The organism is Streptomyces humi (assembly GCF_001005085.2).
Classification (GTDB): Bacteria; Actinomycetota; Actinomycetes; order Streptomycetales; family Streptomycetaceae; genus Streptomyces; species Streptomyces humi.
The window spans coordinates 133,869-153,844 of sequence record NZ_LBMU02000016.1 but is presented as its reverse complement, the minus strand read 5'-3'; the positions used below and the strand labels follow the sequence as shown (position 1 = coordinate 153,844).

Genomic DNA, 19,976 nt, shown 5'->3' with positions numbered 1-19,976 from the left:
CGACGTGACTTGAGGACCCGCAGGCTGAAAAGCTTGCGGGTCCTGTTGTTGAGGCCCGCGGTTCGTTGTTCGGCCGCGGGCCGGTGGGGGGCTTGTCGCGCAGTTCCCCGCGCGCCTGAAGGGGCGCCGTTCCGCCGCGTTTCCTTGAAAGTGACGACACGATGTCCAGCCCTGAGCTGATCTCCCCCCGGTCCGCGCGGGTCGCCGCTGCCCGGCGGCTCGCGAAGCGAAACTTCAGGGGGAAGGACCGGCTGTTCCTCGCCGAGGGCCCGCAGGCCGTGCGGGAGGCGGCCGGGCATCGGGTCGCCGGCCTGCCGACGCTCGTCGAACTGTTCACGACCGTCGAGGCAGCCGAGCGGTACGCCGACATCATCGGAGCGGCCAGGACCGCCGGCGCCCGGATCCACCTCGCCGCAGAGGACGTCATCGCCGACATCTCGACCACCGTCACCCCCCAGGGGCTGGTCGGAGTGTGCCGGTTCCTCGACACCCCCTTCGAGGACATCCTGGCCGCCCGGCCCCGGCTCGTCGCCGTCCTCGCCAACGTCCGGGACCCCGGCAACGCCGGCACCGTGCTGCGCTGCGCCGACGCCGCCGGCGCCGAGGCGGTCGTCCTCACCGACGCGTCCGTCGACCTCTACAACCCGAAGGCCGTGCGCGCCTCCGTCGGCTCCCACTTCCACCTGCCCGTCGCCGTCGGCGTCCCCGTCGAACAGGCCGTCGCCGGGCTCAAGGACGCCGGCGTGCGGATCCTCGCCGCCGACGGAGCCGGTACCGACGACCTCGACGACGAGCTCGACAAGGGGACCATGGGCGGGCCGACGGCCTGGGTGTTCGGCAACGAGGCGTGGGGGCTCCCGGAGGAGACCCGCGCGCTCGCGGACGCCGTCGTGCGCGTCCCGATCCACGGGAAGGCGGAAAGCCTGAACCTCGCCACCGCCGCCGCCGTATGTCTCTACGCATCGGCCCGTGCACAGCGCGCCTCCGGAGGATGCCGCTCCGTCACCAGGGGCTAGTAGGGTGACGAGCTCGGGGGCCTGCTGCGCCGTCTGAGAGGTGGAGTACGGGGTATGAGTGTCGGCACCAGCAACGCGCCGGGGGGCCGCGGTACCGGCCGCGTGCCCGCGCCCCGGCACGGCGACCTCACCGGGCTCGCCGTCGACCCCGACGAACTGCCCGACGGCCTGGTGGTCGCCGACGAGCACGGCATCGTCGTCTGCTTCAACGCCGCCGCCGCCCGGATCACCGCCACCGCCCCCGCCGACGCCCTCGGCAGGCGCCTGGAGAAGGCGCTCCCCTTAGAGGACCTGGAGGGCAGGCGCTGGTGGCAGCTCACCGACCCCTACGGCGGCCTCGCCATCCGGGTCGGCCAGCCCGAGCGCAACCTGCTGCTGCCCGGCGGCCGTGAGGTCCTGGTGTCGGCCCGCTACGTGCGCGCCGAGCCGACCGGGCCGGTGCGCCGGGTCGTCGTGTCGCTGCGGGACACCGAGGCCCGACGCCGTACCGAACGCAGCCACGCCGAGCTGATCGCCACCGTCGCCCACGAGCTGCGCTCGCCGCTCACCTCCGTCAAGGGGTTCACCGCCACCCTGCTCGCCAAGTGGGAACGGTTCACCGACGACCAGAAGCGCCTGATGCTGGAGACGGTGGACGCGGACGCCGACCGGGTCACCCGGCTCATCGCCGAGCTGCTGGACATCTCGCGGATCGACTCCGGACGGCTGGAGGTGCGCCGCCAGCCCGTGGACATAGGTGCCGCCGTCGGACGGCACATCCAGGCCTACGTCGCCGCCGGGCAGCCCGCCGACCGGTTCCTGCTCCGCATCGAGCAGCCGCTGCCCGCCCTGTGGGCCGACCCGGACAAGGTCGACCAGGTCCTCAGCAACCTCATCGAAAACGCCGTGCGGCACGGCGAGGGAACTGTCACCATCGACATCACGGCCACGGCGTCCCCGCGGGACGGGGAAAGCCCTGAGAACGCGGCTACGTCGGTCACGGTGAGCGACGAGGGGCCAGGCATCCCGGAGGAATCCATGAACCGCGTCTTCACCCGCTTCTGGCGGGGCAGCAAGCGCGGTGGCACCGGCCTCGGGCTGTACATCGTCAAGGGCATCGTCGAGGCCCACGGCGGCACCATCACCGTCGGACGCGCCCCCGGCGGCGGCGCCGAGTTCCGATTTACGTTGCCCGTGAGCACGCCGGCGTATCTCACCTGAGAGCGGCCGGGCGGCCCGCGGGCGCATTCGTACACCTCCACCCCGTTAGACTCGGCCTTTGGCACCTTTGTGTCCTGCACACGGCCACCGACGGTCACGGGGACCATCCGCCAGTAATCGGAAGCACGGGAAGAGATGTCGGCACCGAATAAGTCGTACGACCCTGTAGAGGTCGAGGCGTTGAAACCGGAAGAGATCGAGCGCATGCGGGACGAGGCGCTCGCCGCCTTCGCCGCCGCGGACTCCCTCGACGCGCTCCAGGAGGCCAAGGTCGCCCACACCGGCGGCACCTCCCCGCTGGCCCTCGCCAACCGCGAGATCGGCGCCCTGCCCCCGCACGCCAAGGCCGCCGCGGGCAAGCTCGTCGGCCAGGCCCGCGGCGCCGTGAACAAGGCGCTCGCCGGCCGCCAGGAGGAGCTGGAGGCCGAGCGCGACACCCGGGTGCTGGTCGAGGAGGCGGTGGACGTCACGCTGCCCTACGACCGCGTCCCGGCCGGTGCCCGGCACCCGCTGACCACGCTCTCGGAGCGCATCGAGGACATCTTCGTGGCCATGGGCTACGAGGTCGCGGAGGGCCCCCAGGTCGAGGCCGAGTGGTTCAACTTCGACGCCCTGAACATCGGCCCGGACCACCCGGCGCGCGGCGAGGCGGACACCTTCTTCGTGCAGGGTCCCGAGGGCGGCACGGAGTCCGGTGTCGTGCTGCGCACCCACACCTCGCCGGTCCAGATCCGCTCGCTGCTCGACCGCGAGCTGCCGGTCTACGTGATCTGCCCGGGCCGGGTCTACCGCACCGACGAGCTGGACGCCACCCACACCCCGGTCTTCCACCAGGTCGAGCTGCTCGCCGTGGACGAGGGCCTGACCATGGCGGACCTCAAGGGCACCCTGGACCACATGGTCCAGTCCCTGTTCGGAGAGGGCATGAAGACCCGGCTGCGGCCGAACTTCTTCCCCTTCACCGAGCCGTCCGCCGAGATGGACATGCTCTGCTACGTCTGCAAGGGCGAGTCCGTCGGCAACCCCGACCGCCCCTGCCGTACCTGCTCCTCCGAGGGCTGGATCGAGCTGGGCGGCTGCGGCATGGTCAACCCGAGGGTGCTCACCGCCTGCGGTGTCGACCCGGAGAAGTACAGCGGCTTCGCCTTCGGTTTCGGCATCGAGCGGATGCTGATGTTCCGCCACAACGTCGAGGACATGCGAGACATGGTCGAGGGTGACGTCCGGTTCACCCGGCCGTTCGGGATGGAGATCTGATGCGGGTCCCGCTTTCCTGGCTGCGGGAGTACGTCGACCTGCCGGCCACCGAGACCGGCCGCGACGTGCAGGCCAAGCTCATCTCGGCCGGCCTCGAGGTCGAGACCGTCGAGCAGCTCGGCGACGGCCTCAAGGGCCCCCTGGTCGTCGGTCAGGTGCTGACCGTCGAGGAGCTGGAGGGCTTCAAGAAGCCGATCCGCTTCTGCACCGTGGACGTCGGCTCCGCCAACGGCACCGGTGAACCGCAGGAGATCGTCTGCGGCGCCCGCAACTTCGCGGTCGGCGACAAGGTCGTCGTGGTCCTCCCCGGGGCCGTGCTCCCCGGCGGGTTCTCGATCAGCGCCCGCAAGACCTACGGCAAGACCTCCCACGGCATGATCTGCTCCAGCGACGAACTGGGCATGGGCGACGACGGTACCCACGGCATCATCGTGCTGCCGCCGGAGACCGAGGTCGGCAAGGACGCCATCGAGCTGCTCGAACTGGTCGACGAGGTCCTGGACATCGCCGTCACCGCCAACCGCGGCGACTGCCTGTCCATCCGCGGCGTGGCCCGTGAGACCGCCATCGCCTACGGCCTGCCGCTGAGCGACCCGGCCCTCCTCGACGTGCCCGGCCCGAACGCCTTCGGCTACCCGGTCCAGGTCTCCGACCCGCTCGGCTGCGACCGCTTCACCGCGCGCACCGTCGTCGGCCTGAGCCCCGAGGCCCGCTCGCCGATCTGGCTCCGGCGCCGGCTCCAGAAGGTCGGCATGCGCCCGATCTCCCTCGCGGTCGACGTCACCAACTACGTGATGATGGAGATCGGCCAGCCGCTGCACGCCTACGACCGCAACCTGGTCCAGGGCACCGTCGGCGTCCGCCGCGCGGCCGAGGGCGAGAGGATCGTCACCCTCGACGGCGTCGAGCGGAAGCTGCACGCCGAGGACCTGGTCATCACCGACGACCGCGGCCCCATCGGCCTGGCGGGCGTCATGGGCGGTGCCAACACCGAGATCGCCGACCACGAGGACGTCCAGAACGCCACGACCGACGTGGTCATCGAGGCGGCCCACTTCGACGCCGTCGCCATCGCGCGCACCGCCCGCCGGCACAAGCTGTCCTCGGAGGCCTCGCGCCGCTTCGAGCGAGGTGTCGACCCGCAGGCCGCGGCCGCCGCCGCGCAGCGCACCGTCGACCTGCTGGTGCTGCTCGCCGGCGGTACCGCCGAGGCCGGCGTCACCGAGGTCATCGCGCCGTCCGCGCCGCACACCATCACGGTCGCGGCGAACCACCCCGACAAGGTCGCGGGTGTCGAGTACGGCCGGGAGACCGTCGTCCGCCGCCTCCAGGAGGTCGGCTGCGACGTCTACGGGCAGGACGAGCTGATCGTCACCGTGCCGTCCTGGCGGCCGGACCTGTTCGAGCAGAACGACCTGGCCGAAGAGGTCATCCGGCTGGAGGGCTACGAGAACCTGCCCTCCACGCTGCCCAAGCCGCCGTCCGGCCGGGGCCTGACCGCCCGGCAGCGCCTGCACCGCAGGGTCGGCCGCGCGCTCGCCGGGGCCGGCTACGTCGAGGCGCCGAACTACCCGTTCGTCGGCGAGGGCGTCTTCGACCAGCTCGGTCTGGCCGCCGACGACCCGGCCCGCCGTGTCGTGAAGCTCACCAACCCGCTCAACGACGAGGAGCCCGCGCTCCGTACCTCGCTGCTGCCGGGCCTGCTCGGTGCGCTCCGGCGCAACGACGGACGTGGTGCGCACGACCTGGCGCTGTTCGAGACCGGCCTGGTCTTCCTGCCGCGCGAGGAGCAGGGCATCGCCGGTCACCTGCCGGTCGACCGGCGTCCGACCGACGCGGAACTCGCCGCGCTGGACGCCGTGCTGCCCGAGCAGCCGCGCCATGTCGCCGTCGTCCTCTCGGGCGCCCGCGAGCAGGCCGGCTGGTGGGGCCGGGGCCGGCCCGCCGACTGGGCCGACGCGGTCGAGGCGGGGCGGGCGGTCGCCCGTGAGGCCGGGGCCGAGCTGACCGTGCGGTCCGGCCAGTACGGACCGTGGCACCCCGGCCGGTGCGCCGAGCTGGTGGTCGTCGCCGACGGCACCGAGCGGGTCGTGGGCCACGCCGGTGAGCTGCACCCGCGTGTCGTGAAGGCGCTGGGGCTGCCCGCGCGCACCTGCGCGATGGAGCTGGACCTGGACGCGGTGGAGCGGGCCGGGGACGGCACCCCGCAGGCGCCGGGCATCTCCACGTTCCCGGTGGCCACGCAGGATGTCGCCCTCGTGGTCGACAAGCCGGTGCCGGCGGCGGAGGTCGAGGCGGCCCTGCGCGAGGGTGCGGGTGAACTCCTGGAGGCCATCCGGCTGTTCGACGTGTATGTCAACGACGAGCAGCTGGGCGACGGGAAGAAGTCGCTGGCGTACGCGCTGCGCTTCCGCGCGGGTGACCGGACGCTGACGGTCGACGAGGCGTCGGCGGCTCGTGACGCCGCGGTCGCCCTGGCGGGGGAGCGGACGGGAGCGGTACTGCGCGGCTAGGTGCCGTGGGGGGCCGCGCGTTCGGGCCGGGTGCGGGTCTCGTCCTGGCCGGTCGCGCGGTTCCTCCCCCAGCCTGCGGCCGGGGGTGCCCCCAGCGCCCCTGTCGGGGCGCCGCCCTCCGCGGCTGTCGGGGCGCCGCCCTCTGCGGCGTGAAACACGCGCTGCCACCTGCATAAATGCGGGCGCCTGGTTGATCGTCACTCATTTGGGTGAGATCCAATCCAGATGTGGCGCTATCGGGGCGTCCCGTCGACAGAATCGGACCGGCCTTTCGGGGTCGGTCCGATTCTGTCTGTCAGGGCCTACATGGGGGCCATCGGCATGATCCGCATCAAGGCTGGGGTTCCCCGCAGCGGGTGGCCCCGGACGAACTCACGGCCCAGGCGCCGTGCCCACGCCCTGGCGTTGCCCACGGCATGGGGCGCCGTCGCGGTCGGCTACAAATTCGGTTGCCCGCTGGCCGAGCAGAACGGGCTCGGCGCGCGGATCGTCACCAGCGCCGTGTTCTTCGCGGTCGGCACCGGTCTCATACTCCATGTCCGCCGAGCCCTGCTCAGGGAGTTGCGGCAGGCCCGCAAGGTCGCCGGGGTCGCGCAGAGCGTGCTGCTGCGGCCGTTGCCGCCGCGCCTGGCCGGGCTGCACGTGGCCGCCGCCCAGCTCTCCGCCGACCGGGGCGCGAGCATCGGCGGTGATCTCTACGAGGCCGTCGCCACCGAACACGGCGTCCGGGTCGTGATGGGTGACGTCCGCGGACACGGGCTGGCCGCCGTCGGCACCGTCGCCGCCGTCCTCGGCAGCTTCCGTGAGGCGGCCCATGACGAGCCCGAACTGGGCCGGGTGGTCGGCCGGTTGGACCGCGCCCTGGCCAGGCACCTGCGCGAACGAGCCAGGGCCGAGCATCCGGCCTGCGGCGGCCAGGACCCGGACAGCCCGGTCGCCGAGGAGTTCGTGACCCTGCTGCTCCTGGAGATCGCGGGGGACGGCGAGCTGCGGGCGATCAACTGCGGCCATCCGTGGCCGTACCTGCTGAGCGGTGCCCGCGTCGAGCCGCTGTCGCCGGCCGATCCGCTTCCGCCGCTCGGGCCCTTCCCCCTGCCCGCGGACCTGGCTGCCACGCCGTGCGGCCACCTGCTCCCCGACGAGTCCCTGGTCCTCTACACGGACGGCGCGGAGGACGCGAGAGACACGCGAGGCCGCTTCTTCTCCCTGCGCGACGCACTCGCGGAAGCGGTACGGAACGGCCCGGCCGTCCCCCAGACCATCCTCCGCACGGTCTTCACCGCCCTGCTCCACCACACCGACGGCCGCCCGACCGACGACATCGCCCTCCTGGTGCTCCACGACGATCGCACGCATCAACGCGCCCCCCTGGGGGCGCGGGGAACCGGGCGAGCAACCCCCGTGCACCCGCAGTCGACGACCTGCCTTCACCGGCCCCTTCCCTAGCCGTCGGCCCAGCCGCCGGCCAGGCCACCGCACTGTACGAGGGGGAGCCGGCGGCCCGGCCGGCCTCTTGCGAGGCAGTTCAGTCAACCGGACCGACACTCTCCGCGACAGCGCGCACACCCTACGGATCCGCGCACTCGGTTCACACCCCGTGTGAACGCACCCGCACTACGCTGACGGCACCAGGCCACCCGGGGGGCATCCATGCAGCCCAACTCACTGCTCGACGCGATCCTGGACGAGGCGGGGATCTCGCACGCCGGACTCGCCGCCCACGTCAACCAGGCGGGCCGGGCCCGTGGACTCTCGCTACGCTACGAACACACCGCCGTCGCCCGATGGCTGAAGGGGCAGCGGCCCAGGGGCCAGGTGCCCGACCTGATCTGCGAGGTGCTCGCGGGCCGGCTGCACCGTCCGGTCACCCTCGACGACATCGGCCTCGGTGTCCCGGGCCAGCCCGGCGTCCCGCACGCCACCTCGCTCTCCGGTTTCGTCGAACGGGCCACCGCGCTGTGGCGCTCCGACGAACAGCAGCGACCGCACATACTCGGCGCCCCCGCCGTCACCGGCACACCCGCCGTGATGCCGGTGTGGGAGTGGGAGAACCCGCCCGAGGACGTGGACGTCTCGCGCGGCGGACGGCACCGGGTCACCCACGCCGACCTGGAGATGCTGCGCGCCGCCCGCGCCCACTACGAGCAGATGTACCGCAAGGCCGGCGGCATGGCGACCCGCACCCGGATCGTCGGCTTCCTCAACGCCGAGGCGGCCCCGCTGCTGCGCGGCGGCTACACGGACGCCACCGGGCGCCAACTGCACCGCGCGACGGGCGGTCTGGTCGCCATCGCGGGCATCTGCGCGTACGACTCCGACGCCCACGGCCTCGCGCAGCGCTACTTCCACCAGGCGCTGCGGCTGGCGAAGGCCAGCGGGGACCGCGGACTCGGTGCCTACGTCATCGCGCTGCTCGTCAACCAGTCGCTGTTCATGCGGGAGTTCCGGCAGGCCGTCGCCTTCGCGGAGGCCGCGCTGCGGACCGCGGGCAAGCACATCACCCCGGCCCTCGCCTCCGACCTCTACGCGATGCAGGCCAAGGCGTACGCCCACCTCGGCGACGGCACGAGCGCGCTGTCCTGCATCCGGCGGGCCGAGACGGCCGCCGACCGCATCCGGCGCGGCCACGAACCGGACGAGACCGGCTATGTCCAGCCGGGACTCGTCAACGTACAGGTGGCCGAGGCGCTGCTCAGCCTCGGTGAACTGGCCGCCGCCCGGGAGCACGCCGCGGCCGCCGTCGACAACCCGGCGCACGACCGGGGGCGGGTGCACCGGCTCGCCATGCTGAGCACCATCGAACTGCGCCAGGGAGACGCCGACAACGCGGTGGCCACGGCGGTGCAGATGGCCGAGCAGGCCCGCGGAATGGAGTCCCAGCGGCTGCGTGACAGACTCCGCGCGGTACGCGAGCACCTGGTGCGCAGCGGCGGCGCCGGAACCGCCGAGGCCGCCGAACTCATCGACGGCGCACTGCGCGTACCGCTCCAGGTCCGGTAGGCCTGAGGAGTCCCTGCTGCGATATTGCCACTTACTCGGCGGAAGGTGGCAGAACCGTGCAGTGGACGAAACAGAACGAACAAACTGTGTATGAAAACCGCTGGTTCAGCGTCAATCTCGCAGATGTCGAGCTGCCGGACGGCCGGCACCTCGACCACTTCCTGATCAGGCTGCGGCCCGTTGCCGTGGCGACGGTGGTCAACGAGGCGGACGAGGTCCTCCTCCTGTGGCGCCACCGTTTCATCACCGACAGCTGGGGCTGGGAACTCGCGGCGGGAGTCGTGGAGGACGGCGAGGACATCGCCGTCGCGGCCGCCAGGGAACTGGAGGAGGAGACCGGCTGGCGGCCGGGAACCCTGCACCACCTCATGACCGTGGAGCCGTCCAACGGCCTCACCGACGCCCGGCACCACATCTACTGGTCCGACGAGGGCGAGTACGTCGGACACCCCGTGGACGACTTCGAGTCGGACCGCCGGGAGTGGGTCCCCCTCAAGCTCGTCCCGGACATGATCGCCCGCGGGGAGGTCCCGGCCGCCAACATGGCGGCCGCGTTACTCCTGCTGCACCACGCGAGGCTCGCCGACGACCGGGGAGCCTAGTGGGCCAGCGCCTGCCAGACCGTGACGACCAGGGCGCCCAGCGCGGTGAGCGCGGCGAGTGAGGGCAGCGGCCAGCGGGCGTGCTCCAGCGAGGACAGGCGGGTGTTCAGCTCGTCCAGTTCCTTGGCCGTCTCCTTGGTGCGGTGACTGAGCAGGTTCAGTCCTCCCTCGACCTGCGCGTAGGCCACATCGAGGCGACGACGTAACTCTGCGAGTTCTCCTTGGACCACGGGATGCTCCGGTTCGGTGGTCACGAGTCCGCTCCTTTGCGTAGTCGAAGGCGTTGTTCCGCATCCCTTTGCATGCGCATGAAGAGTGAACTCGCCTGGTGAGCGCGTGGGGAGAGTGTGCGAAGGGCATATGCGTGCCCGGAGTGCACACGGAGTGTGAAACACACGGGCCCGGCACCGATGACGGTGCCGGGCCCGTGGAGCATCGCTCCCTGTAGCCGACCGGGGAGGGCGGGGTGGCGCTCAGCCGTACGCGTAGAACCCCGAGCCGGTCTTGCGGCCCAGCCGGCCCGCCTCGACCATCCGCTGGAGCAGCGGGGGAGCGGCGTACAGCGGCTCCTTGTACTCGGCGTACATGCTGTTCGCGATGGAGACGATGGTGTCCAGGCCGATCAGGTCGGACAGCCGCAGCGGGCCCATCGGGTGTGCGCAGCCCATCTCCATGCCGTTGTCGATGTCCTCGCGGCTCGCGATGCCGGACTCGAACATCCGGATGGACGAGAGCAGGTACGGCACCAGCAGCGCGTTGACCACGAAGCCGGAGCGGTCCTGGGCGCGGATCGCGTGCTTGCCGAGCACCTTCTCGGCGAACATCTGGGCGCGGCTGAGCGTGCCCTCGGAGGTGGTGAGCGCGGGGATCAGCTCGACCAGCTTCTGCACCGGCGCCGGGTTGAAGAAGTGGATGCCGATCACGTGGTCGGGACGGGAGGTCGCGACCGCCAGCTTCACCAGCGGGATGGAGGAGGTGTTGGAGGCCAGGATCGCGTCCGGGCGGGTCACCACCTGGTCGAGCACCTGGAAGATCTCCGTCTTCACCTGCTCGCTCTCCACGACGGCCTCGATCACCAGGTCGCGGTCCGCGAACTCGCCGAGGTCCGTGGTGAAGCTCAGCCGCGCCAGCGTGGCGTCCCGCTCCTCGGCGGAGATCTTGCCGCGTTCGGCGGCCTTGCCCAGGGAGTTGTACAGCCGGGTGCGGCCGATCTCCAGGGCCTCGCCGGTGGTCTCGGCGACCCTGACGTCCAGACCCGCGCGGGCGCACACCTCGGCGATGCCCGCGCCCATCTGGCCGCAGCCCACGACTCCGACCTTCTCGATGTCGGTCACATCGTCCCTTTCGCTGATCCACGGCCGGCAGGACCTCCGGATCCGGTGCCTGCTCCGTTCGTGCACGTTACCCGTAAGTATCGATGATCGATCGTGCGGGTGGGGGCATCCTGTGCCGCGGAGGCGATCCGTGACCGCGCGGATCCGCAGAGTCAAAGGGGCTCACATGGCACGGTTGTCCCGCAGGGCGTTCGCGTGGGCGGCGCTGTCCACGCTGACGTCGGCTGCCCCGGGCGCGGCGGCCGCCGCGCGACGCCCGCACCGGACGGCCACCGAGATGCGGGGCATGTGGCTGGCGACCGTCTCCAACCGTGACTGGCCCTCGCGGGCCGGCCTCACCGCCGCGGACCAGCGCAGGGAGCTGACCGACCTCCTCGACCGGGCGGTCCACTTCCGCCTCAACACGGTGATGCTCCAGGTACGGCCCACCGCCGACGCCCTCTGGCCCTCGCCGTACGAGCCCTGGTCGCAGTACCTCACCGGCACCCAGGGCAGGAACCCCGGCTGGGACCCGCTGGGTGTCGCCGTCCAGGAGGCCCACGCCCGGGGCCTGCGGCTGCATGCCTGGTTCAACCCGTACCGGATCGCCAACCACACGGACCCGGGCCGACTGGTCGCCTCGCACCCGGCGCGCAAGCACCCGGACTGGGTGGTGCGCTACGGCGGCAAGCTCTACTACAACCCGGGCCTGCCGGCCGTCCGCGCCTTCGTGGAACAGGCGATCCTGGACGCGGTCGCCCGGTATCCCGTGGACGCCGTCCACTTCGACGACTACTTCTACCCGTACCCGGTGGCCGGCCAGACCTTCGACGACGACGAGGCCTACGACGCCCATGGCGCCGCCTTCTCCTCCCGGGCGGCCTGGCGGCGGGACAACATCGACAAGCTGGTGACCGGGACCGCCGCCGGGATCAGGAAGCTCCGCCCGGGCACGCGGTTCGGGATCAGCCCGTTCGCGGTGTGGCGCAACGCCGCCACCGACTCCCGCGGTTCGGACACCAGGGCGGGCGTCGAGACGTACGACGACCTGTACGCGGACACCCGGAAGTGGGTCCTGAAGAACTGGATCGACTATGTCGTGCCGCAGGTGTACTGGCAGATCGGCAACTCCGCCGCCGACTACGCCAAGGTCGTCGACTGGTGGGCGGGTGTGGCCAAGGGGACCGGCACCCGGCTGTACATCGGCGAGGCCCTGTACCGGGCCGGCGCCGCCGGCGCGCCCGCGGCCTGGCAGGACCCGGCCGAACTGTCCCGGCATCTCACCCTCGCAGGCAGGTACGCGGAGGTCGGCGGGCACGTCTACTTCGCGGCCAAGGAGGTGGCCGCCGACCCCGTCGGGGCCCTGTCGCGGGTGGTCGCCGACCACTACAAGCAGTCGGCGACCCCGCCGGACTGACCCGCGGGCCCCGTTCGGATCTCAGAACTGTTGGTGGGTCTCCTGGTGCCTGACCTGGCAGTCGGGACCGGGGGACATGATGGCCTCGTGGCCGTCCTCGAAGCGGACCCGGTAGGGCGGGTTGCCCTCGGGGCCCAGTACTTTGACGACGGTCGAGACCTGGTCGTGCTGTCCGACCACCCTGCCGTGCTGGACAAGCTGGTCGCCCTCGGATGCACGCATCTCCAGGGCCTCCTCACGATCGCGATCGTTGGGTGACGGCGATGCACACGAGCACGGCGGCGGCCGTGAGTGGAGCGGCCGCGGTGAGGTGCTCGCCCAGCAGCAGCACCGACCACACCAGTGTGAGCAGCGGCTGCGCCAACTGCAACTGGCTGGCCTTGGGGATGCCGACGGCCGCCATGCCCCGGTACCAGACCACCAGACCGAAGAACTGCGAGCCGACCGCAACCCACAGCAGACCGGCCACCCCGTGCACGTTCCACACGACCGGCTCGTACGCCAGCGCGACCGCCGCGACCGGCACGGTCAGCGGCAGACAGCACACCAGCGCCCAGCCGATGACCTGCCACCCCGGCATGACCCGGGCCAGCCGGCCGCCCTCGGTGTAACCGGCCGCGCACACCACCAGCGCGCCGAACAGGTAGCCGTCGGCGGCCGTGAGTGCCCCGCCGCTCTGGGCGACCGTGAACGCCAGCACGGCCACCGCACCCGCCAGGGCCGCCGCCCAGAAGGTGCGGGACGGGCGGACGCCCATGCGCAGGGCCGAGCAGAGGGCGGTGGTCAGCGGGAGCAGACCCACCACCACGGCCGCGTGCGAGGTCGTGGAGGTCTCCAGGGCGAGCGTGGTCAGCATCGGGAAGCCCAGCACGACGCCGAGCGCGACCACGGCCAGCCCCGCCCAGTGCCGGCGCTCGGGCAGTCGTACCCGCAGGACCAGCAGACAGGTACCCGCCAGGGCCGCCGCGAGCACGCTGCGCACCGCCACCAGGGCCCAGGGGCCGAAGCCCTCCAGGCCCCAGGCGGTGGCCGGAAAGGTGAGGGAGAAGGTGACGACACCGAGGGCCGCCTGCGCGGTGCCCAGCCGCTGGGAGGAGGGAGCGGCAGCCCCGGGAGTCACCGGGGAGGTGCTGACCGCTATCGAACTCGGGCCGGTAGCGCTACTCTGTGCTCTCATGCAAGAGCGTAGCAGCGTGGCTGAACTGGCGGAACAGCTGCGACAGGATCTGGACCGCTACTCACCTGGTGGAAAGCTCCCGTCCAGCCGGGCCCTCGTGGAGCGGTTCCGGGTGAGCCCGGTGACCGTCTCGCGGGCACTGGCCCAGCTGGTCGCGGAGGGCCTGGTCGTCACCCGGCCCGGCGCCGGCGCCTTCCGGGCCAGGCCGCGCACCACGCCCGAGCCCGCCGGGGACACCTCCTGGCAGGAGGTCGCGCTCAGCGCCGAGGGCGCCCTCGACGTGGTCCCGCGCACGGTCGACGTCTCCGGTGTGACGGTCTGCCTGGCCGCCCCGCCGCCCGGCGTCCTGGAACTCAGCGGCGGCTACCTGCACGCCTCCCTGGAACCGGAGCGCGCCATGGCGGCGGCGCTGGCGCGGGCCGGCCGGCGCCCCGGCGCCTGGGGACGGCCGCCGCTCGACGGACTGCCGGAGCTGCGTGAGTGGTTCGCCCGCGACATCGGTGGCGCCGTCACCGCCGCCGAGGTGCTGATCGCGACCGGCGGCCAGTCCGCCCTGGCCACCGCGCTGCGCGCGCTCGCCCCGCCCGGCGCCCCGGTCCTCGTCGAGTCACCCACCTACCCCGGCATGCTGGCCATCGCCCGCGCCGCCGGCCTGCGCCCGGTCCCGGTACCCGTCGACCCCGACGGCGTGAAACCGGAACTGCTCAGCGACGCCTTCCGCGCGACCGGCGCCCGGGTCTTCGTCTGCCAGCCCCTCTTCCAGAACCCGACCGGTGCCGTGCTCGCCCCCGACCGCCGCGCCGAGGTGCTGCGCATCGCCCGTGCGGCCGGTGCCTTCGTCGTCGAGGACGACTTCGTACGACGGCTGGTGCACACGGACGCGGGCCCGCTGCCCCGCCCGCTGGTGGCCGACGACCCGGACGGCGTGGTCGTCTACGTGGGCTCGCTGACCAAGGCGACGTCCCCCAGCTTCCGGGTGGCCGCCCTGGCCGCCCGCGGCCCGGTCCTGGAACGGCTGCGCGCCATCCAGATCGTCGACACCTTCTTCGTCCCGCGCCCGCTCCAGGAGGCCGCCCTCGAACTCGTCGGCTCCCCGGCCTGGCCCCGCCACCTGCGCAGTCTGTCGGCCGAGCTGAAGACCCGCCGGGACACGCTCACCGGCGCCGTCGCCCAGCACCTCCCCGAACTCGCCCTCCCGTACATCCCGTCCGGGGGCTACCACCTCTGGCTGCGCCTGCCCGACGGCACCGACGACGCGGCCCTGACCGGCGCGGCGCTCCGCGCGGGCGTCGCCATCACCCCCGGCCGCCCCTACTTCAGCGCCGAGGCCCCGGCCGCCCACGTCCGGCTGAGCTTCGCGGCGGTCGCCGGAGCGGGCGAGCTCACCGAGGGCGTACGACGACTGCGCACGGCCTGCGACGAGGTGCTGCGCCCCGGAACCTGAGACCCGGAAATCCGATCGACACCGGCGCGCGCGACCGGCGAGGATCCCCGCATGAACGATGCGCCCGGCCTCCCCGAGGGCTACGAGTTCTCCGCCGACACCGACCGGGTGGACGTCGAACGCGTCCACCGCTGGCTGTCCACCGACGCCTACTGGGCGACCGGCCGTCCACTGGACCAGCAGCGGCGGGCGATGGCGGGTTCCCTCAACTTCGGGGTGTACGACACCGTCACCGGGGAGCAGGTGGCGTACGCGCGCGTGGTGACCGACCACGCGCTGTTCGCCTGGCTCGCCGACGTGTACGTCGACCCGGTGGCGCGCGGCAAGGGTGTGGGCACCGCCATGGTCGGGGCGATCCGTGAGCACCTGCGGCCGTCCGGGGTGCGGCGGGTCCTGCTGGCCACCCACGACGCGCACGGCGTCTACGAGAAGTTCGGATTCGCCCCGCTCGAACACCCGGACCAGTGGATGGCGTTCTACTACCCCGCACCGGAGTGACATTCAGGCCGACTTGTCGGACACCTCCGGACCATTGAGTAACATTTCCTCCACCTCCGCCAAGTCGCAGCCCGAACGCTCTTGACCTGCGCACATGGGCGTCACACCATCGCCGCATGTCACTTCGGGTCACGTTCGTCGCAGCCGCGCGCAGCTCACCGCTGCTCGCCGAGCGTTTCGAGGACGACCGCCCGCTGGACCAGGCGGGCTGGCAGGAGGTGCAGCGCGTCATCGGCGAACTGCTGCCGCTGGCGGCGGCCGAGCTGCGCTACTGCTCGCCCACCCCGCGCAGCCGGGCGACCGGGGAGGGCCTGGGCTACGCCCCGCTGGTCCAGCTCGCCCTGCGCGACTGCGACATGGGCCGCTGGCGCGGGCTGACCCTGGGCGAGGCGATGGCGCGGGAACCGGACCTGGTGGACGCCTGGCTCGCCGACCCGCGCGCCACCCCGCACGGCGGCGAGTCGCTGCTCGGGTTCATCGCCCGGGTCGGCGGCTGGCTGGACACCCGTCCGGTCGGTGACGGTGGCCGGATCGTCGCCGTCGCCGAGCCCTCGGTGATCCGCGCCGCCGTCGTCTACGCCCTCAAGGCGCCGCCCTCGACCTACTGGAACATCGACGTGCGCCCGCTGTCGACGACCACGGTCACGGGCCTCGCGGGCCGCTGGAACCTGCGCTTCGACGCCGTTCCGGCCCAGTCCACGCGCCCTTGACCGCGCCCCCTGGCCGGATCGACGCGACGACGGCCGGTCCCGGCGCCCCCGGGGCCCGTCACGGTCAGCCCTCGCGCGTGTAGTCGGTCGTGAGGACCAGGTCCTTCGCCGGGCCGCCCACCCGCCACACCGTCCGCCAGCGGTCGGCGTCGCGGACCGTGAACTCGCCCCGGTAGAGGTCCGCCGCGCAGGGATGGTCGGCGACGTACCGCCCCGACGTCAGATCCAGGTCGTGGAAGAACCGCCCGTCGGCGAACCGCACGTCCACGGTTCCCGGCCGCGCGCCCGGCAGGAACCGCAGTGTCCGCTCGGCGGGCCGCGCCACGCCCTGCCAGGTGAACGTCCCCGACTCCTCGTGCAGCAGCCCGCCCCCGTCCAGCGGCCGGAACGCGGTGGTCCCCTCGAACCGCCCCGTGTCCCCGCCCGCCAGGTCCCGCACGGTCCGCTCGACCCGCCACCGCCCGGCCAGATGGGCCAGTGCGTCCGGCACCGGCCAGAACCCGTCCATGTCCCTCACCTCACCGACCCTACGCCCGCCCCATTGACGCGCTCATGCCCCGTACCTATCTTTCCGTTCGAAGTGCTGACCAGTGTCCGATATTTCGAACGAGAATGAGCGACTCCCCCAACTCCTCCAACTCCCTCACTCCTTCACGAGCCGCGGAGTACTTATGTCACGCACCAGCCGCACCCGGCCGCGCCGCCTGAGATACAGCCTCGGGGCGAGCGCCTTCCTGCTCGCGGCCGGCCTCGTCCCGGCCCCCGCCCACGCCGAGGACGCCACCGACTACGCGATCACCGTCGACCCCACGGCCCGGGGCGCGGAGATCGACAAGACGATGTACGGCGTCTTCTTCGAGGACATCAACCGTGCCGCCGACGGCGGTCTGTACGCGGAACTGGTCCAGAACCGGTCCTTCGAGTACACGACCGACGACAACAAGTCGTACACCCCGCTCACCGCGTGGACGGTCACCGGCACCGCCCAGGTCGTGAACGACGCCGGCCGCCTCAACGACCGCAACCGCGACTACCTCGCCCTCGCCGCCGGTTCCGCCGTCACCAACTCCGGCTACAACACCGGCATCCGCGTCGAGGACGGCAAGAAGTACGACTTCTCCGTCTGGGCCCGCGCCGACGCCGGCACCACCCTGACCGTCAGCCTCCAGGACGCCGGCGGCACGCTCACCACCGCCCGCCGGGTGGCCGTGCGGAAGAACGGCTGGGCCAGGTACCGGGCGGCCTTCACCGCGACCCGCACCAGCTCCACCGGCCGCCTCACCGTGGCCAGTTCGGCCGCCGCCGCGCTCGACATGGTCTCGCTCTTCCCCCGCGACACCTACAAGCACGAGCCCAACGGCCTGCGCAAGGACCTCGCCGAGAAGATCGCCGCCCTGCACCCCGGCTTCGTCCGCTTCCCCGGCGGCTGCCTGGTCAACACCGGCTCCATGGAGGACTACAGCGAGGCCTCCGGCTACCAGCGCAAGCGGTCGTACCAGTGGAAGGACACCGTCGGCCCGGTCGAGACCCGCGCCACCAACGCCAACTTCTGGGGGTACAACCAGAGTTACGGCCTCGGCTACTACGAGTACTTCCGTTTCGCCGAGGACGTCGGCGCCATGCCGCTGCCCGTCGTGCCGGCCCTGGTCACCGGCTGCGGCCAGAACAAGGCGGTGGACGACGACGCGCTGCTGAAGCGGCACATCCAGGACACCCTCGACCTCATCGAGTTCGCCAACGGCCCGGCGACCTCGAAGTGGGGCGGCGTGCGGGCCCGGATGGGCCACCCCGAGCCGTTCCACCTCACCCACATCGAGGTCGGCAACGAGGAGAACCTGCCCACCGAGTTCTTCGCCCGCTTCACGCAGTTCCGGTCGGCCGTCCAGGCGAAGTACCCGTACATGCGGGTCATCTCCAACTCCGGCCCCGACGACTCCGGTACGACCTTCGACACGGCCTGGCAGCTCAACAAGGACGCCAAGGTCGACATGGTCGACGAGCACTACTACAACAGCCCGCAGTGGTTCCTACAGAACAACGACCGCTACGACTCCTACGACCGCAGCGGCCCCAAGGTCTTCGTCGGCGAGTACGCCTCCGGCGGCAACGCCTTCAAGAACGGCCTCGCCGAGGCCGCCTACATGACCGGCCTGGAACGCAACGCCGACGTCGTCGCACTCGCCTCCTACGCCCCGCTGTTCGCCAACGAGGACTATGTCCAGTGGAGCCCGGACATGGTGTGGTTCAACAACCACGCCTCCTGGGGTTCGGCGAACTACGAGGTCCAGAAGCTCTTCATGAACAACGTCGGCGACCGGGTGGTGCCCTCCACCGCGACCGGCACACCGTCACTGCTCGCCCCGATCTCCGGCGCCGTCGGCCTGTCCACCTGGAACACCAGCGCCGCCTACGACGACGTCAAGGTGACCGGCGCGGACGGCGCTACCCTGCTCAGCGACGACTTCTCCGGCGACGCCGCACAGTGGACGCACACCGGCGGCGGCAGCTGGGCGGTCCAGGACGGGCAGTACGTCGAGACCTCCGACACCGCCGAGAACACCATGGTCCAGGCCGGCGACCCGAGCTGGCACGACTACGACCTGCACGTGAAGGCCACCAAGAAATCCGGCAAGGAGGGCTTCCTGGTCGCCTTCGGCGTCAAGGACACCGGGAACTACTACTGGTGGAACATCGGCGGCTGGAACAACACCCAGACCGCCGTCGAACAGGCCGTGGACGGCGGCAAGTCCACGCTGGTCGCCAAGGCCGGGTCGGTCGAGACCGGCCGGACCTACGACGTCGACATCAAGGTGCGGGGCCGACAGGTCACCCTCTACCTCGACGGCCAGGAGTGGGGCAGCTTCAAGGACGACAAGCCGGCCGAGCCCTTCCGGCAGGTCGTCACCGAGGACCGGAAAACCGGCGACCTGATCGTCAAGGTCGTCAACGCCCAGTCCACGGCAGCCCGCACGGCCGTCGACCTCGGTGACGCCGAGGTGTCGCGAAAGGCGCGGGTGACCACGCTCGCCGCGGCGCCGGACGCGGTGAACACGGAGACGTCCACCGCGGTCGCCCCGGTCACCTCCACCTTCACGGGGGTCGCCGACCGGTTCACGTACACCTTCCCGGCGAACTCGGTCACCTTCCTGCGGATCAGGCAGAAGTAGCGTCAGGACCGGGCGCGGGCCGCTCCTGGACCGGGAGCAGCCCGCGTTCGGCGAACACCTTCCTCGCGACCAGCGTGGCGTTGAGCGCCTTCGGGAAACCGCAGTACCCGGCGGAGTGCAGCAGCGCCTCCACGATCTCCTCGGGGGTGAGGCCGGCGTTGAGGGAGAAGTCGACGTGCACCTCCAGCTGGGGCTCGCAGCCGCCCAGCGCGGTGAGGATGCCCAGTGTCACCAGCTGCCGCTCCCTGGGCGGCAGCTGGGGCCGGGAGTAGATCTCCCCGAAGCCCCAGGCGACCACTTGGTGGCCCAGTTCGGGACTGACGTCGGCCAGGGCGTCGAGGACCTGCGGCGCGGCGCCGCCGGCGACCTGGCCCAGAACCTCGAGACCTCGCGCGAAACGCTCTTCACGGGTCGTGCTCTCGCTCATGCCGGCTCTTCCGTTCTCCTCGGCGACGGTCACGACGAGAACGCTAGGAGCTGGAGCGCGCTCCAGGTCAAGCCGGTCCCACGGTCGACCCGGCCGCCGCGGCACGGCAACCCGCTCCGGCGGACGGCCGGCGCCTGGTCAGGCTCCGCACAGGCGGCTCGCCTTCGTCCGGGGCGGGTCGGGAGAGCCCCCGAAGCCGCGGGATCCGCTCGGCAGGCAGGCCCCGAAGACCGGG

The 19,976-nt window shown here is 71.9% G+C and carries 18 protein-coding genes; 12 read left to right on the top strand and 6 right to left on the bottom strand.

Going from position 1 to position 19,976, the window contains the following annotated elements; translation table 11 throughout:
• Nucleotides 1–161 precede the first annotated feature (161 nt).
• The 7 genes from AAW13_RS06160 to AAW13_RS06130 all read left to right on the top strand — a co-directional run bounded on the left by AAW13_RS06160 (nucleotide 162) and on the right by AAW13_RS06130 (nucleotide 9,588).
• The gene (locus AAW13_RS06160) at nucleotides 162–1,016 is read left to right on the top strand and encodes a TrmH family RNA methyltransferase (protein ID WP_046726697.1); all 855 of its coding nucleotides are present in this window, start codon (nucleotides 162–164) and stop codon (nucleotides 1,014–1,016) included.
• Nucleotides 1,017–1,070: 54 nt separating this feature from the next.
• Complete coding sequence (locus AAW13_RS06155) at nucleotides 1,071–2,216, top strand: sensor histidine kinase (RefSeq protein ID WP_046726696.1); 1,146 nt, start codon at nucleotides 1,071–1,073, stop codon at nucleotides 2,214–2,216.
• Between the two features lie 135 nt (nucleotides 2,217–2,351).
• Nucleotides 2,352–3,473, top strand: a complete 1,122-nt coding sequence (pheS, locus tag AAW13_RS06150) for a phenylalanine--tRNA ligase subunit alpha (RefSeq protein WP_046726695.1) — start codon at nucleotides 2,352–2,354, stop codon at nucleotides 3,471–3,473.
• Entirely contained in the window at nucleotides 3,473–5,986 is a 2,514-nt protein-coding gene (gene pheT / locus AAW13_RS06145; protein ID WP_046726694.1) for a phenylalanine--tRNA ligase subunit beta, read from the top strand. The genes pheS and pheT overlap by 1 nt, the downstream gene beginning before the upstream one ends.
• A 321-nt stretch (nucleotides 5,987–6,307) precedes the next feature.
• Nucleotides 6,308–7,432 carry a PP2C family protein-serine/threonine phosphatase gene (locus AAW13_RS06140; RefSeq protein WP_079178724.1) on the top strand — a complete coding sequence of 375 codons (1,125 nt, stop codon included), beginning with the start codon at nucleotides 6,308–6,310 and terminating at the stop codon, nucleotides 7,430–7,432.
• A 204-nt stretch (nucleotides 7,433–7,636) separates the two neighbouring features.
• A complete protein-coding gene (locus AAW13_RS06135) occupies nucleotides 7,637–8,986 on the top strand; it encodes an NsdA family TPR-like regulatory protein (protein WP_046726693.1) in 1,350 nt (449 codons plus the stop codon).
• A gap of 56 nt (nucleotides 8,987–9,042) precedes the next feature.
• Nucleotides 9,043–9,588: an NUDIX hydrolase gene (locus AAW13_RS06130; protein WP_071659445.1), complete on the top strand. Its 546-nt coding sequence runs from the start codon at nucleotides 9,043–9,045 to the stop codon at nucleotides 9,586–9,588.
• Here AAW13_RS06130 and AAW13_RS06125 read toward each other — a convergent pair.
• Together AAW13_RS06125 and AAW13_RS06120 are read right to left on the bottom strand one after the other, a co-directional pair.
• Nucleotides 9,585–9,842, bottom strand: a complete 258-nt coding sequence (locus AAW13_RS06125; RefSeq protein ID WP_046726691.1) for a hypothetical protein — start codon at nucleotides 9,840–9,842, stop codon at nucleotides 9,585–9,587. The two genes, AAW13_RS06130 and AAW13_RS06125, sit on opposite strands and share 4 nt — an antisense overlap.
• A gap of 219 nt (nucleotides 9,843–10,061) precedes the next feature.
• Entirely contained in the window at nucleotides 10,062–10,922 is an 861-nt protein-coding gene (locus AAW13_RS06120) for a 3-hydroxybutyryl-CoA dehydrogenase (RefSeq protein ID WP_046726690.1), read from the bottom strand.
• 166 nt (nucleotides 10,923–11,088) lie between these two features.
• Here AAW13_RS06120 and AAW13_RS06115 point away from each other — a divergent pair, with 166 nt between their 5' ends.
• Entirely contained in the window at nucleotides 11,089–12,318 is a 1,230-nt protein-coding gene (locus tag AAW13_RS06115) for a glycoside hydrolase family 10-like protein (protein WP_046726689.1), read from the top strand.
• Between the two features lie 21 nt (nucleotides 12,319–12,339).
• On the opposite strand, the gene AAW13_RS06110 is transcribed toward AAW13_RS06115, so the two are convergent.
• Together AAW13_RS06110 and AAW13_RS06105 are read right to left on the bottom strand one after the other, a co-directional pair.
• A complete protein-coding gene (locus AAW13_RS06110; protein WP_046726688.1) occupies nucleotides 12,340–12,540 on the bottom strand; it encodes a DUF1918 domain-containing protein in 201 nt (66 codons plus the stop codon).
• Nucleotides 12,541–12,553: 13 nt separating this feature from the next.
• Nucleotides 12,554–13,495 (bottom strand): DMT family transporter, encoded by a 942-nt coding sequence (locus AAW13_RS06105; protein ID WP_046726687.1) that lies wholly within the window; start codon nucleotides 13,493–13,495, stop codon nucleotides 12,554–12,556.
• On the opposite strand from AAW13_RS06105, the gene AAW13_RS06100 reads away from it, so the two are divergent.
• The 3 genes from AAW13_RS06100 (at nucleotide 13,494) to AAW13_RS06090 (ending at nucleotide 16,147) form a co-directional block, all read left to right on the top strand.
• Nucleotides 13,494–14,939 (top strand): aminotransferase-like domain-containing protein, encoded by a 1,446-nt coding sequence (locus AAW13_RS06100; protein ID WP_206306160.1) that lies wholly within the window; start codon nucleotides 13,494–13,496, stop codon nucleotides 14,937–14,939. The genes AAW13_RS06105 and AAW13_RS06100 overlap by 2 nt on opposite strands.
• A gap of 51 nt (nucleotides 14,940–14,990) precedes the next feature.
• Nucleotides 14,991–15,437 carry a GNAT family N-acetyltransferase gene (locus AAW13_RS06095; RefSeq protein ID WP_046726685.1) on the top strand — a complete coding sequence of 149 codons (447 nt, stop codon included), beginning with the start codon at nucleotides 14,991–14,993 and terminating at the stop codon, nucleotides 15,435–15,437.
• Between the two features lie 116 nt (nucleotides 15,438–15,553).
• Nucleotides 15,554–16,147 carry a histidine phosphatase family protein gene (locus tag AAW13_RS06090; RefSeq protein WP_046726684.1) on the top strand — a complete coding sequence of 198 codons (594 nt, stop codon included), beginning with the start codon at nucleotides 15,554–15,556 and terminating at the stop codon, nucleotides 16,145–16,147.
• Nucleotides 16,148–16,211: 64 nt separating this feature from the next.
• On the opposite strand, the gene AAW13_RS06085 is transcribed toward AAW13_RS06090, so the two are convergent.
• Nucleotides 16,212–16,655: a DUF6314 family protein gene (locus AAW13_RS06085; protein ID WP_046726683.1), complete on the bottom strand. Its 444-nt coding sequence runs from the start codon at nucleotides 16,653–16,655 to the stop codon at nucleotides 16,212–16,214.
• Between the two features lie 163 nt (nucleotides 16,656–16,818).
• On the opposite strand from AAW13_RS06085, the gene AAW13_RS06080 reads away from it, so the two are divergent.
• A complete protein-coding gene (locus AAW13_RS06080) occupies nucleotides 16,819–19,314 on the top strand; it encodes an alpha-L-arabinofuranosidase C-terminal domain-containing protein (RefSeq protein WP_046726682.1) in 2,496 nt (831 codons plus the stop codon).
• Here the strand turns inward: AAW13_RS06080 and AAW13_RS06075 are convergent.
• Nucleotides 19,301–19,741: a carboxymuconolactone decarboxylase family protein gene (locus AAW13_RS06075; protein WP_046726760.1), complete on the bottom strand. Its 441-nt coding sequence runs from the start codon at nucleotides 19,739–19,741 to the stop codon at nucleotides 19,301–19,303. The genes AAW13_RS06080 and AAW13_RS06075 overlap by 14 nt on opposite strands.
• Between the last annotated feature and the right edge of the window lie 235 nt (nucleotides 19,742–19,976).